Below are 13,494 nucleotides of genomic sequence, written 5' to 3'. Positions count from 1 at the left end.
ACTCTGTGGGATTTTGGATTATAATCAAGGCCGCAATTTTAGTGATTGCGGCCAGCAATAGCAAGGATTAGCGCAGTAAAAGGTGGCGTGGGAATCGATAGCGAATCATGGCAAGTGGAAAGACCATTAATAACAACCAAAAACTTGCTCCTCCCCCGCTAGAAACAGCTGGCTGAGTTTGATTACATTGCAAACTATTGTCACCCGCTAAGCTGGCGGTATCGGTCACCCAAGTGCACACTTTACCTACATCGGCATAAACGCCAGGTCGGTTCTGGCAACCAATACTGCCCCAACTGACTAAACCGAGTAAGCGATAGTCACTGCCTTCACGAACAAACACCGGTCCACCACTATCGCCCGAACAAGCATCTTGATCAGTACCATAGGCACAAAACATACGTTCGGTTATGGTGGAATTGGACCATCGACTAGCGCAAGACGACGTATCATACAGGCTTAAATTACCTTGTTGCAGCACTTCTGGATACTCAGGGGTTGATGGATCGCTATTAACCCGCCCAAAACCAATAACGCTCATAAAGCCACCACTATTTAAAGCATCGGTAACCTGACTCGCATTGATAAGCGGTGGAGTAATAGTTTGAGGCGTAGCTAAACGCAGTAAGCTAACATCGTAATCAAATGCCGCTCCCGAGCTAGATGGGCTCACATAATTAGGGTGCTGATATACTTCACTTACGGCTACAGCACCGGCGTGACTACTGTTAACCATCTCATAAACACCCAGTACCACCTTCACTTGAGACGGGGCAAGGTGTTTTTCATCAGCATTTACATCGTAGGTGCAATGCGCCGCAGTAAGCACCCATGATTCACCAATCAGTACACCACCACAACGCTGGCTACCAACAAATACCTGAGCCATCCACGGATAGTTTTGACTCGCATCATTGCCACCAACAATAAATGGGGTGATCTCTGTGTTAGAACTCGCGAAAGAGCTGAAACTATAACCACACAGTATGGCCAGTAGCCACATTCTTAGATTCATAACACACCTATACTTCACGTTCTGGACTACGAGTATTAACTTGTTCAGGCTCACCCAAAAAATGCGGTTGAGTTTTTAATATATGTAGATCTATTAAGGCTTTGGTTCTTGCGAGTACTTCACGTAAACGCACCCGCCAGTGAAACTCTCTAGGCGCATCATCCACCACATAACCGTAGGCTTCTATGCCATATTGATTGGCAATATATAGCGCCCTTTCTACGTGAAACTGTTGCGACACAATTATGATTGCGTTTTGGCCAAAAACTTGTTGTGCCCGAACAATGGAATCAAAGGTTCTAAAGCCAGCATAGTCCAACGCAATATGCTCTCTGGGTACGTTTAAACGCAGTACATCATTTAGCATCGTTACAGGTTCATTATAATAGCGGGTAGCATTATCGCCACTGAGGATTAAGGCTTGAACCTTATTGGTGTGATAGAGCTTAGCTGCGGCTTCTACTCTAAAAGTATAATAAGTGTTGAGGCGTTTACCTACATACTTGCTGGTACCAAGCACCAAAGCCACTGGTTGTGCGGGGACTTGTTGCATATCTCGAAACCACTGGCCCGAGACCTGATTAGAGATATAGCGGTCTATCGCAAATAAGCCCAAAAGCATGACGATAGCCATCAGCAACACTACGCTAAGGAATCGTTTCAATGCTTAATCTCCGACCATCTGCTACTCATTCAGCCATGCTAGCATAGCCATTGCCGCCAACCAAACATCACCCAAGCCATTTGCCAAAAGTGCCCAAGCTACAATATCTTGCCTATACTGAGACGGATCGTAAAAATGCGTAAAGGCAATTTACAATAGTTGCAATTTTGTTAGTTTACCCACACAAAACTTAATGGCAATTAACCATGAACGTAAAAAACAACTCAACGCAATTTGGATTAGTCAGTAAGCTTATTCACTGGCTTATGGCGGCACTTATCATCGCTTTGGTGGCTATCGCCTTATATATGGACACGCTACCAAGGGGAGCAGAAAAGTCTGAGCTATTTTCCCTCCACAAAGGTTTGGGTGTTATCGCTTTAGCCTCTATCTTCTTAAGAATTATTTGGCACCGTATAACCAAGGTGCCCTCACCTATTGGTGAAGGCATTAAATTGAAAATGGCTCACGCCGGACACTTAGCCTTATATTTGCTAATGTTGGCAATGCCTATTTCGGGCATGATCATGTCATTAGCCGGCGGCCACGCAATTAACTTCTTCGACTTATTCACCATTGCTGGCTTTGCTGAGAAAAACGAATGGTTAAATGGTATTGCCTCAGAGGTGCACTATTACGCTGCGCAAGCCTTATACGTGACACTAGCAGCTCATGTTGGCGCCGCGCTTTATCACCACTTTTTGTTAAAAGACGACACCATAAAACGTATGACGTCTAAATAGCGATCCTGTAGCGAAAAAAGCTAAGTTAAGGCCACGCGTTTGCTGGCCTTTTTATAGAAAATCCGCCAACCGCTCCAATTAGGCAGCTCCCAACGTTTTGGTCCGCCTTTTCTAGCGCCAGAGTGATAGTGAACAATCACTTGTTTAGAGCGACCTAGGTATTCCACATCAAGTTTGATATCAGCTAATACCAAATGCTGAGGGAAGCGTTGTTCGAAATCTGAACGTTGCCATTCAGGAATACCATCAAACACGATGTCACTAGGCTCTATTAGTTCCAAATCTTCGGCGTTTTCAACACCAAGTTGCAGCAAGTAATCACTCAACCAGCTTAATGCTTCAATTGCCTTGCCTTCACCACCTCCATGCTTAATACCAAGACTAACCCACAAGTTCCAAGCGTCTATGTCATTTTGTAGGCGTAATTGTTTAAACCTTGCTTGCTGTTTCGCCAATAAGCGCCTAGCCAAACCGAGCCGATACTGCTCAGGGTTAGCGGCTAAGGTTTCATTAGCAATCACTCGTCCAGCATAAACACGTTGCACTGGCTGACGCCCCTGCTTATCAATATGCCCTTTAGCCTCCAGTTCACCAAATTGCTGCTCCGCCAGCAGAGCGATAGACACAGGCACTAAACACAAACCAATATTCATTAACTGCTTAAGGCCTCGACCGGGCATGCTGTAAACATCAAAGGCTATTGCTGCCAACTGCTCGTTCGCCAACAGGCTTTCTCGGCCAATTTGTAGCTCAGAAAACCCATTCCCCATGGCGTCTTGGCGTTTTTCCCGTCGCACATATACCAATTCCTTAGCGCCGACTAAAATGGCCGTAATCAGCTTATCTCTTTGATAGGGAGCGGCTTCGGCCAAGTAATTCATTGCCATTACACTGCGTAGCTGCTCGGCTAACTCTTGAGCTTGATGTAATGCCTCTTGATTAACCAGTAGCTCTTCTGGCCAAGTTTTACCGCGCATTAAATCCAGCAATAATGTCATATCACAATGCAGCAGCTGCCATTCACTCAGTTGCTTTAAACCGTGTTCTGACTTAGGTTTTTGAAATATCGCTTTATTAATACTGAGTGCCGCCGCGAGATCCAACATGGCTTCGCGCTCTGCTTGCGACGACATAAGATTCACAAGATGAGCAAAATAGCTATCAATAGGCAGCGCTAACAAACGTTGCCCATGTTCACTCAACTTCGCAGGGCTGGTAAGCGCTCGCATACTTGTTAAACGCTCGGTCGCAATGTTTAGAGACTTCTCTGGCAAGGCTTCTAAAAAGGCTAAGTTAGCTAACGCTTGCTCACAACTAGCAGCAAACAACATAGGTTCAAGTAGTTCTTCACGCTGCATTTGAGGTGGAGTGACCTGTTCAAGCGGCGCAAACTCCCCCCATAAACGGTAACAATGGCCAGCTCTCACTCGGCCCGCTCGGCCTTTGCGCTGCTCGGCACTGGCCCGAGAAATTCGCTCCAGACTTAACACCGTTCGCCCTGCTCGTTGTTTAGTGCGGCGCTCTAAACCAGAATCAATCACACTACTTATTCGGGGAATAGTTAAACTGGTTTCTGCCACATTAGTGGCTAAAATCACTCGACGAGGCCGAGCTTTTGTCGATGAATCATCCAATAGGTATCGACGTTGCTCAGCGCTAATCGTGGCATGAAGGGCCAATACTTCGGCATTTATATCCGCTAGGCTCGCAAGGCTACGTTGAATTTCTCCACGCCCAGGTAAAAATACCAAGATATCGCCATCATCTTTTTTCATTGCCTTATTCACGGCGCTTTTTATGGCATCCGTGATTCGAGTAATATCTGGCAAGTGATGCGATTCCCGCGCTTCATAGCTTAAACTTACCGGGTACTCACGGCCTTCAGTTTTCAATGGTTTCGCCGCTAAATATTCACAGAGCTTATTACCTTCCAAAGTCGCTGAGGTAACCACTACTCGAATCGGCAGTTGCTTTACTAGAGCCAGTAATAAATCTGAGTCCCAACGCCGCTCATGAAATTCATCAATAATAATCACCGCAAATTCGCCAAGCTTATTTTCCGCCAACCAGCGCAAGGCGATTCCTGGGGTAACAAAAGCAATATTGGTATGTTCGTTTACCGTTGAATGAAAGCGAATCGAGTAACCCACCTTATGAGGCTCTCCTGCCAACTTAGCTTGCTCTGCAACATAACTAGCCAAGGCTTCACAGGCAATTCGACGCGGCTGAACCACCAACACCTTGCCCAAGCTTGTCGCCCAACGCGGTAAACGGGTTGACTTACCCGAGCCGGTGGCAGCTTCAACAACTAAGTGTGAGATTGCCAGCTGGTTAACAAACGAGGATTTAATTGAATCAATCGGTAATTCAGCTCTGGGGGACATATTGTCAAGTAGTGAGGAAAGATTGTTCGATAATAGATTTTTATTCTTGTTCAGCAAAGCTAAATCGCTATTCATTTCACACAATAAAATAGTATGACCAAAGCCTTCATAGACAAATGACATATAACTTTATAAGATGCAAAAAACAAATAAATCATTGAAAAATTGATAAAAATCCAACAAGGAAAGTTATGCCATCTCACCATAAAATCATAATTAGTAGTTTACTGAGTATAGCCATCTTAGGCCTTAGCGCTTGTAATAGCTCAACCGAGAAATTATCCGAGCAGCAAGTTAATAGTAGCGTGCACGACAGCTATATACATACTGGGAGATCTCTTAACGAAGCTAATTCTCAGTTTTATCTCATTGATACCGTGATAGCCGCGTTACATAAAAAAATAGAAGATCCAAGCCTCACTCATATCGAATGCCTTTCCTCCCAGCACACAACTGTAGACAAGCCAAAAATTGAACTGTCATTGGTAAATGATATGTTTAGCGCCAGTTTTCAGCAATGCACCTTAGGCGAAGGTTTAGATTCGTTTTATCGAATTACCGGTGATATTGACCTAAAACTAGACGACGCTAGTTTAAATGGTTTCATCCTAAATTTTTCAGGACAACTCGATGTAAAAAATTTGGCATATAGTCACAGTGATTCTAAAGTAGCTAAGAGCTTTACGGACTATAGTGCCGAAATAAACCAATACAGCAACGATAGCTATAATTCTTCCACTGAAGTCAATTTCACTACCCCGCTTGCCCTATATGTTGAACTCTATGACCTTTTACCTGCAACAGTTACATTTGAAGAACTAGCTATAGTTCGACAACTCGATTATCGCTTAGGACAGCATACTGTTAGCTACAATGGTCTTCTTAAATCAAACGGCTACAATGGCATAAATCAAGCTTCAATTAACACTATTACACCTATTACAACAATACGTAATAGGGTAACGGCAGGTGAAGTAGAGTTTGTCGACAACCTAAACTCTGTGATCAATATAAAATTGGATGAGTCCACTGAATACGCAGTTGAAGACTACCAAGCCAATTATAAAATAAGCGCTGAAGTCGAAAACTATGGTGCATATACTCATAATTTTTCAAGGGCTAATTACGTATTTCCTAATAACAGAGAGCATAGGTTAAGTTTTACTGCTCGAAACAACCGATTATCTAAGCGGCAGTCCCAAGATAATTATTACGAGGCTCCTGTTGGACTTGAAGCTACTTTTTGTATTCAAAGCCTCTCGACACAAGTACTAGTTAGCTCGCCCCAAAAAACGGCTAGAATAGCTATTATGCCTACTCTCGTTAGCCCTCAACAAGTAAGCCTTGAAATTGTAGGTGCAGACAAGTCTATAGTTGACTCTAGACTTTACAGCGTCAGCCTAGACGAAATTTGGCTAAATGTGGAATTTCAAGAAGGCGCATTAACTAACCAAGCATACTACGCCACCATCAACGATGTTTTTGGCCATGAAACATGCTCTTCTTTCCCTGTTGCCGCAGAATACTTTTTTTACTAAATGGGGTTACTTTATAGAAGTAAATTATTACTCCTTATATTTGCAAATGAAACAGGCTTTAACATAAGCTAACCCCTTATTTCGCTAACGTTGTTTAATGGAATCGACATGAATTTTTCTACACTTGGAAGCAGTAATTTATCGGTATCACGAGTTTGCTTAGGCAGCATGACTTGGGGCTTACAAAACAACCAAAGCGATGCGAACCAGCAAATCGACTATGCCCTTAGCCAGGGCGTAAACTTTATTGATACAGCTGAGATGTACGCAGTGCCACCTTCCGCTGAAACCTATGGCAAAACCGAAAGCATCATTGGTAACTGGGTAGCAGCCAATAAGCAGCAGCGCAAAGATGTGGTGATAGCCACCAAAATTGCCGGTGCGGGATTACCATGGGTGCGTAATGGCGGGCCCATTACCGGTGATGCTGTCGTTGCAGCGGTTGATGCTTCGCTACAACGCTTACAAACCGACTATATCGATTTATACCAACTACATTGGCCTAACCGCTCTACCCCGCACTTTGGTAAACATTGGCCCAATCAAATTACTCCTACTGAGCTAGATGCAACAGATCATCAAGCGCAGATGCTAGACATACTTCAAGGCTTACAGCGCTGTGTTGAAGCGGGAAAGATTCGCCATTGTGGTTTGTCCGACGATACACCGTGGGGCATTAACACCTATTTGAGGCTGAGTGAGCAACATAACTTGCCACGTATGGTATCGATTCAAAATGAGTTTAGTTTGCTACACGCTAAAGACTGGGCTTACTTAATTGAAAATTGCGTGCAAGAAAATGTTGCCTATTTGCCTTGGTCACCATTGGCCAGCGGTATGTTAAGTGGTAAATACGCCAATGGTGCACGCCCTGCTGGCAGTCGTTGGACCTTAATGCAGCGCAATGGCATTTTCCGCAATACGGAGTTAGCCCACAAAGCGGTAGCTGATTACGCAAAAATTGCTGCAGAGTATGATTATACTCCTGCGCAATTAGCGCTAGCTTGGTGTGACCAAGTCAATGGTGTGACTTCTACCATTATTGGCGCCACCAGCGTAGCCCAGCTAAAAGAAGATATTGATGCATTTTCACAACCATTAAGTGAGCGAGCGTTATCCGACATAGCAGACGTATTTAAACGCTACCCAGCACCTTATTAGTCGCCCTCGCCCAACAAAACGTCACAACAAAAAAGTCACCTTAATAGGTGGCTTTTTATTAGGCAGACTGCCTTTGTTCAATATCCTCAGCCAACTTACCCATTTGTTTGGTCATTCCATACAATAACCAACTGTGCCAAGGAGCAAAAAAATACCAATAGACCAAGCCCCAAAAGCCTGCAGGGTGCCAATACAACGCCACCTCTAATTGACAGGTATCGGCATCCAAGGCTTCAATACTTAATTGCATGCCGCCCCCGCCTGGTGCTTTCATGCCAAAGCGCATCACTAAACAGTCGTTTTCTTCCGCGCTTAAAATCGTCCATGAATCGACTCTATCACCCACTTTTAGCTGCCGATAATCGGTTCGGCCATGTTCTCGACCTTTACCGCCCACAACAAAATCCATCCACTCACGCATTGCCCATAGACTGTTTAAGTAAAAATAGCGGTGCTTGCCCCCTAGCAAGTTAATCACTTGCCATAGGGCTTGCGGACTTGCTTTCACGGTAACCACTTTCTTTGCGGCCTTGGCATAAAAGCCGTGTAAAGATGAAAAGTTACGAAAAGTAGGAACCCCATCTTGCCAACGCTTAGGGTAAGTGTGTACTTGCTCTTCATTTAGCAATTGCTCGATGGCCTGATCCAAACTAATCAGCGGTTGTGGAATTAACTCACGCAAGGGCTCTGGGTTTGCTTGCAGTTGCTCAGCTAAACCTGCAATTAAGGCCTTAGCTAAACTTTGTGGTACCGAGGTTATTACCCCAAGTACCATGCAGGCCAACTGAATAGGTAAACCCAGTAACACCATAATCTTTATTTCTTTATTCAAATGGTTAGCAATTTTTAGCATCAACTCGCGATAGCTCAACCACTCTGGGCCAGCAGCGTCCAGTACCATGCCTGCGGTTTCTGGCATCTCAGCTAATTTAACCAAATAATAAAGCACGTTTTCTAAGGCGATAGGTGGTGCCTTGGTTTCAATCGCTTTGGGCACAAAAGCCAACGGCATATGACCAACTAAGTCTCGCATTACCTCAAAAGCGGCAGATCCAGGAGAGATAATAATTCCTGCACGCAACTCGGTAACAGCCACTCCGCTAGAGGCTAGCGCTTGGCCAGTGGCCACTCGCGCTAACATGTGCTCAGATTTTGGTTTAGCCGATACCAAGCTGCCCATATAGATAATTCGTGTAATGTCGGCTTTACTGGCGGCATTTGCTAAGTTGTTAGCCGCAATGGCCTCAAGCTCACTATGCGCTTGCCCGTCGCTCATGCCATGCATTAAGTAGTAAACTAATTCTACCTTGGCTAAGGCATCTGGCAGACTATCTGGCTCAAGTAAATCTAAAGTAAAGCGAGGACAATCAAGCTCTTGCCACGGAGCCGCTTTATGAGGGTCACGAGAAGATACACTGACTTGATGACCCGCCTCTACTAATGCAGGAACTAACTTTCTGCCAATAGTGCCAAAGGCGCCAATCACCAAAATCCGCATCGTTTTTAACTCCAATTCTCATTAACTTAAACTCATTACTAGCGTAGTTGATTTTCACAGTAAGGAGCTCAGTAACTCAAATAACTATCTAAATAAAATAGGATTTAAAGGTAATGACTAAAAGCCTAATTGAATGACAGAACCGTTTGGGTTGATTGTCTAAACTTGCCAGGTGACATTCCCATTACCTGTTTAAATTTGGCACAAAAATAGGCGCTATCAGAAAATTCGCAGGCATAAGCAATTTGAGTGATGCTTTGGCGGCTTTCACTAAGCATCGCTACGGCAGTATTGATTTTGCGTTTAAGAATATAATCTTTGTAGTTTTGGTCAAACAAGGATTTAAATAAGCGAGAAAAGTGATACTTAGACATCCCGCATATATCGGCGGCCTGCTGCAAATTCAAGTTAAGGGTTTGCTGATTTTCGAGGTGGTGTAACAAGGGAATTAACTTAGAGAGACCTTTGTTTTCCCTCGCCGCTACCAGTGATTGCTCGGCGTTAAACAAACATCCCTTATGCTGCTGAGCAAGAAACAAAAAAATAGTATGCAGCAAACTATAAGCTAAGTTTCTATCTTCACTCTTGGCATCGACATTTTCTAACCACTCAAACTGGCTATGCAAAAAGCCCGCTTGTTGCTCATCGAGCTGGACCACCAAGGGGCGTTCTAGTTGGCTGGTGAACTCCAGTAGGTTTAGCTCACTTAACAAGTAGCGTTCAAACTGCAATAAACTAAATTCACGGTCGTCCCCGTCCATGTCTATTGCATGCATACCTAAAGAAGGAATAAACACCAAAACGTTACGGCCTAGTTCAATGGCTTGACCATCTATCTCCACTTGCCCAGCAATTTTTTTGAAGAGCATGATCTCGCCCAACATATGAAAATGGGTAGGAATAGCCATCTTCGGTTCATCCACAATATGAAAGCGCCTTAAGTAATAAGGTTTGCCTTGTGGCAGGTGAATGTTTTCAAAACTGAGAGCGTGCGCAGGCATAGTAGCAATAATTTCATATAAACAAGCTCAAACCTTACATATTACCCCATCTTAAAGCAATAAATTAACAATACAGACTTCAGGAGTAATTATGGCAACGATAACTAACCCTATCCTTACTGGTTTTCGACCAGACCCTTCCATCATCCGTGTGGGTGATGATTATTATATTGCTACCTCTACCTTTGAATGGTTTCCCGGCATTATGATTCACCATTCAAAAGACTTGGTTAACTGGCAAATAGTTGGCCACGTGCTTAATACCGTAGAGCATTTAGACATGCGTGGCATGGATAATTCTGAAGGAGTTTACGCCCCAGCCTTAAGTTACGCTGACGGAAAATTTTGGTGCTGCTTCGCCAATGTTCGCTCTTGCCGTGGCGGCACTTGGATGTCTACTCCCGCTTATGTAGTCAGTGCAGAAAATATTGAAGGCCCTTGGAGCAAACCCGTCTCTATTGGAGACTACGGTTTTGACCCTTCGTTGTTTCACGATGACGACGGCAAAAAGTACATGGTAAACATGGTGTGGGACGGGCGTAAAAAGACCGACTACTTTGGTGGGATTATTCTTCAGGAATTTGATGCTGATAAAGGTGAGTTGGTCGGCGAAGAAAAGATAGTTTTCGGCGGCACTAAGTTAGGCTGTACTGAAGGTCCCCAAATACTTAAAAAAGAGCGGTGGTATTACCTCATTACAGCCGAAGGCGGTACATCTTATGATCATGCCGTCACGGTATGTCGCTCTAAGAGCGTTTGGGGCCCTTACGATATTCACCCACAAAACCCTATTCTTACCTCTCGTCATCAAGATGAAGCAGAACTTCAGCGCGCAGGCCACGGATTTTTAGTAGAAACTCAAAATGGTGAGTGGTACTTATCTCACCTATGCGGTCGCCCAATTAACGACCCAGAAAACCCAAGCTATTCTATGGACTATGGGCAAGGGCGCTGTACTCTTGGCCGCGAAACCGCCTTGCAAAATGTAGAATGGCGCGACGGATGGCCTTACGTTGTAGGTGGCACAACACCACGCGTAGAGATTCAAGCGCCTAAACTAGCCGCACACCCTTGGCCGGTGGAAGCAAGCCGTGATGATTTTGACCAAACCCAATTGGCACCTAAGTACCAGTCACTTAAAGACCCGTTTGAAGAATCATGGATATCATTAAGCAAACGTCCAGGTTATGCGCGTTTAGTCGGTCGCGACTACTTATACTCCCGCTACAATCAAAGCCTGCTAGCACAGCGCCTAACTGCATTTAACTGTGTGAGCGAGACCGCAGTAGAGTTTGCGCCAAGTTCGCCAAGGCAAATGGCCGGCTTAGTAGCCTATTACTCACGTGGCGGCCACTACTTCCTAAAAACCTCCGCTAATGACCAAGGTGAACAAACAATTCAACTTGTTGGTGATATTGATGACAAGTACCTTGAGTACACCGATGAAATCGTTATTGGTAACTGTGAGCGTGTTTACATGCGATTGGAACTCAACACCCATTGGTATCAGTTTAGTTACTCTCTAGATGGCACAACATGGCTAAACATTGGTGAGCCACTTAATGCCACCGACCTATCTGACGAAGGCAGTAAAGACGTGTTCCGCTTCACCGGTACTCTGCTTGGTTTGTTTGCTTGTGACTTAACAGGCAAGCATATCGCAGCAGATTTTGATTACTTTGAATACAAGACCTTAGATTAATTAAGTTTATAAATCATTAGCTTAACGCACTACTTAAGAGATCTTAGGTAGTGCGATCTAACTCTTACTTTTTTCATTCAATGCAACTAAAAATCTTTAAGTTGATTTAAATCATTATCTCACTAGCTATACATTGACACACTCGCTGCATCATTTTTAACCACTGAGCAGTTTGTTATGCAATCTTCCATTCGTTTATTTTTGGCCCCCTGCTGCATATGTTTTTTGCTTAGTGCTGCTCATTTCTACTATGCCCAACAACAAATCTACGTAATCCTTTGTGTAATGGGCTTCTTCAGCGTGTTAATTCGACACCCCATTTGTTTACGTTTAAACCAATGCGCCATGTTATTGCTCACTGCAGAATGGATTAATACCTTGGCAGAGATTTACGTAATTCGCAGCGCATACGACCAACCTTGGCTGCGAATGGCTGCTATTTTAGGCGTAGTCGCACTGCTACATTTTGCTAGCGCCATGTTATTTCAGCATTACCGAATTCGCCGCTATTTTGGTTACCCAAGGCAGTATCTGTTTCGCTAAACCTCTCGAACAAACGCTCTACGTTATTCTGTTTTCGTCAGGATAGAGATAGCCCACTTGCTCGGGTATACTTAGCCACCTTTTAACTGCCATCTGAATTTTTTAGTGAATCGTTTCCTAACACTCTATGCTCAACGTAAAGCTGCCGCCACCACCGAGTTTAAAGGCCGAGGGGCTCGCCGAGTGCGCTGCGCCAGCTGCCAAATGCCTCAGCAAAACTGCTTTTGTGAGCAAGCTATTTTGCAAAATAGTGAATGTGGTTTTGCTTTGTTAATGCACAACATGGAAGTGCTACGCCCAAGCAACACTGGCCGATTTATTGCCGATTTGATTCCAGATACCCACGCCTTTATTTGGCAACGCAAAGAGCCTTGCCAAGGTCTACTTGCGTTGTGCCAACAGGCACATTGGCAACCCTATGTGGTATTCCCTGCAAGCTTTAGCCAGCCTGAGCGAGTGCATTACCAAGTAGAGCTGGAGCCAAAACGAAAACCACTCTTTATAATGCTTGATGGCAGTTGGCGCGAAGCACGCAAAATGTTTCATCAGAGCCCCTGGCTTGATCAATTTCCAGTTATTTCAATTCAACCTGAACATGCATCCCGTTACGGCTTGCGATCTCGACCAATAAAAGGCCAATGGGCCACCGCCGAAGTAGCGGCTCAATTATTGGCAATGAGTGGCGAAGAAAGCAACGCTAAACTTTTAGAACAGCGCTTTAATGCTTTTACTCAACAAACCCTTGCTGGACGACACCATTAAGTAGCCAAATCCACCAGTTTTTACTCAATTTACAGGCCTTTTCATCTACCACTTTCGTGAGATGCATCACGTGATTGAAAACGTTATCAAGCAAAAGTTGTTTTGCTTGCTTTTGTCACTATGCCTACCCCATAAGTTGTTGTTATGATGATTGCGCTTGAAGAGACAGCACATAATTTGTACAAATTACTAAGTGCTGCGAAACCCAAGCAAACTAAAAAAATAGAGTAATATTTCAATTGTTTCAGGAGACACAATGTCTAAGAGCACTGGTACCGTTAAGTGGTTTAACGAAAAGAAAGGTTTTGGTTTTATTTCTCAAGAGTCAGGCGCTGATGTGTTTGTTCACTTCCGTGCAATTTTGGGGGATGGATTTAAATCACTTGAAGAAGGCCAGAAAGTAGCATTTGACGTTGAAGACGGTCAAAAAGGCCCACAAGCCGCCAATGTTGAAGTTGCCTAATTAACTTCAAGAAGAAGCAT

At 44.2% G+C, this 13,494-nt stretch carries 12 protein-coding genes; 7 read left to right on the top strand and 5 right to left on the bottom strand.

Going from position 1 to position 13,494, the window contains the following annotated elements; translation table 11 throughout:
• Nucleotides 1-67: 67 nt before the first annotated feature.
• Nucleotides 68-1,015: a serine protease gene (locus FFR00_RS07615; protein WP_137672792.1), complete on the bottom strand. Its 948-nt coding sequence runs from the start codon at nt 1,013-1,015 to the stop codon at nt 68-70.
• 7 nt (nt 1,016-1,022) lie between these two features.
• On the bottom strand, nt 1,023-1,679 hold the full coding sequence (locus FFR00_RS07610) for a vancomycin high temperature exclusion protein (protein WP_235836177.1): 657 nt from the start codon (nt 1,677-1,679) through the stop codon (nt 1,023-1,025).
• Between the two features lie 206 nt (nt 1,680-1,885).
• Here FFR00_RS07610 and FFR00_RS07605 point away from each other — a divergent pair, with 206 nt between their 5' ends.
• Nucleotides 1,886-2,422, top strand: a complete 537-nt coding sequence (locus FFR00_RS07605; RefSeq protein WP_137672791.1) for a cytochrome b — start codon at nt 1,886-1,888, stop codon at nt 2,420-2,422.
• Nucleotides 2,423-2,442: 20 nt separating this feature from the next.
• On the opposite strand, the gene FFR00_RS07600 is transcribed toward FFR00_RS07605, so the two are convergent.
• A complete protein-coding gene (locus FFR00_RS07600) occupies nt 2,443-4,806 on the bottom strand; it encodes a helicase-related protein (protein ID WP_137672883.1) in 2,364 nt (787 codons plus the stop codon).
• Nucleotides 4,807-4,997: 191 nt separating this feature from the next.
• On the opposite strand from FFR00_RS07600, the gene FFR00_RS07595 reads away from it, so the two are divergent.
• Together FFR00_RS07595 and FFR00_RS07590 are read left to right on the top strand one after the other, a co-directional pair.
• Nucleotides 4,998-6,344, top strand: a complete 1,347-nt coding sequence (locus FFR00_RS07595) for a hypothetical protein (RefSeq protein ID WP_137672790.1) — start codon at nt 4,998-5,000, stop codon at nt 6,342-6,344.
• 108 nt (nt 6,345-6,452) lie between these two features.
• Nucleotides 6,453-7,505 carry an aldo/keto reductase gene (locus tag FFR00_RS07590; protein WP_137672789.1) on the top strand — a complete coding sequence of 351 codons (1,053 nt, stop codon included), beginning with the start codon at nt 6,453-6,455 and terminating at the stop codon, nt 7,503-7,505.
• A gap of 58 nt (nt 7,506-7,563) precedes the next feature.
• Here the strand turns inward: FFR00_RS07590 and FFR00_RS07585 are convergent, their stop codons facing one another.
• A complete protein-coding gene (locus tag FFR00_RS07585) occupies nt 7,564-9,003 on the bottom strand; it encodes a DUF2867 domain-containing protein (protein WP_137672788.1) in 1,440 nt (479 codons plus the stop codon).
• Between the two features lie 125 nt (nt 9,004-9,128).
• Nucleotides 9,129-10,004, bottom strand: coding sequence for a helix-turn-helix transcriptional regulator (locus FFR00_RS07580; RefSeq protein ID WP_137672787.1), 876 nt, complete (start codon nt 10,002-10,004; stop codon nt 9,129-9,131).
• A 91-nt stretch (nt 10,005-10,095) separates the two neighbouring features.
• On the opposite strand from FFR00_RS07580, the gene FFR00_RS07575 reads away from it, so the two are divergent.
• The 4 genes from FFR00_RS07575 to FFR00_RS07560 all read left to right on the top strand — a co-directional run bounded on the left by FFR00_RS07575 (nt 10,096) and on the right by FFR00_RS07560 (nt 13,474).
• Nucleotides 10,096-11,706: a glycoside hydrolase family 43 protein gene (locus FFR00_RS07575; RefSeq protein WP_137672786.1), complete on the top strand. Its 1,611-nt coding sequence runs from the start codon at nt 10,096-10,098 to the stop codon at nt 11,704-11,706.
• 177 nt (nt 11,707-11,883) lie between these two features.
• Nucleotides 11,884-12,249 (top strand): hypothetical protein, encoded by a 366-nt coding sequence (locus tag FFR00_RS07570; protein WP_137672785.1) that lies wholly within the window; start codon nt 11,884-11,886, stop codon nt 12,247-12,249.
• Nucleotides 12,250-12,354: 105 nt separating this feature from the next.
• Entirely contained in the window at nt 12,355-13,011 is a 657-nt protein-coding gene (locus FFR00_RS07565) for a tRNA-uridine aminocarboxypropyltransferase (protein ID WP_235836176.1), read from the top strand.
• 256 nt (nt 13,012-13,267) lie between these two features.
• Nucleotides 13,268-13,474: a cold-shock protein gene (locus FFR00_RS07560; RefSeq protein ID WP_137672783.1), complete on the top strand. Its 207-nt coding sequence runs from the start codon at nt 13,268-13,270 to the stop codon at nt 13,472-13,474.
• Nucleotides 13,475-13,494: the final 20 nt, after the last annotated feature.

The sequence above is a fragment of the Agarivorans sp. Toyoura001 genome (assembly GCF_005405585.1).
Classification (GTDB): Bacteria; Pseudomonadota; Gammaproteobacteria; order Enterobacterales; family Celerinatantimonadaceae; genus Agarivorans.
The sequence above is the reverse complement of the archived record's forward strand: the minus strand, read 5'-3'. Positions and strand labels throughout refer to the sequence as shown.

Excerpts from the sequence above, each read along its gene's own strand:
- FFR00_RS07615 (WP_137672792.1), bottom strand. The coding sequence starts at position 1,015 with ATGAATCTAAGAATGTGGCTACTGGCCATACTGTGTGGTTATAGTTTC.
- FFR00_RS07605 (WP_137672791.1), top strand. The coding sequence starts at position 1,886 with ATGAACGTAAAAAACAACTCAACGCAATTTGGATTAGTCAGTAAGCTT.
- FFR00_RS07600 (WP_137672883.1), bottom strand. The coding sequence starts at position 4,806 with ATGTCCCCCAGAGCTGAATTACCGATTGATTCAATTAAATCCTCGTTT.
- FFR00_RS07595 (WP_137672790.1), top strand. The coding sequence starts at position 4,998 with ATGCCATCTCACCATAAAATCATAATTAGTAGTTTACTGAGTATAGCC.
- FFR00_RS07590 (WP_137672789.1), top strand. The coding sequence starts at position 6,453 with ATGAATTTTTCTACACTTGGAAGCAGTAATTTATCGGTATCACGAGTT.
- FFR00_RS07585 (WP_137672788.1), bottom strand. The coding sequence starts at position 9,003 with ATGCGGATTTTGGTGATTGGCGCCTTTGGCACTATTGGCAGAAAGTTA.
- FFR00_RS07580 (WP_137672787.1), bottom strand. The coding sequence starts at position 10,004 with ATGCCTGCGCACGCTCTCAGTTTTGAAAACATTCACCTGCCACAAGGC.
- FFR00_RS07575 (WP_137672786.1), top strand. The coding sequence starts at position 10,096 with ATGGCAACGATAACTAACCCTATCCTTACTGGTTTTCGACCAGACCCT.
- FFR00_RS07570 (WP_137672785.1), top strand. The coding sequence starts at position 11,884 with ATGCAATCTTCCATTCGTTTATTTTTGGCCCCCTGCTGCATATGTTTT.
- FFR00_RS07560 (WP_137672783.1), top strand. The coding sequence starts at position 13,268 with ATGTCTAAGAGCACTGGTACCGTTAAGTGGTTTAACGAAAAGAAAGGT.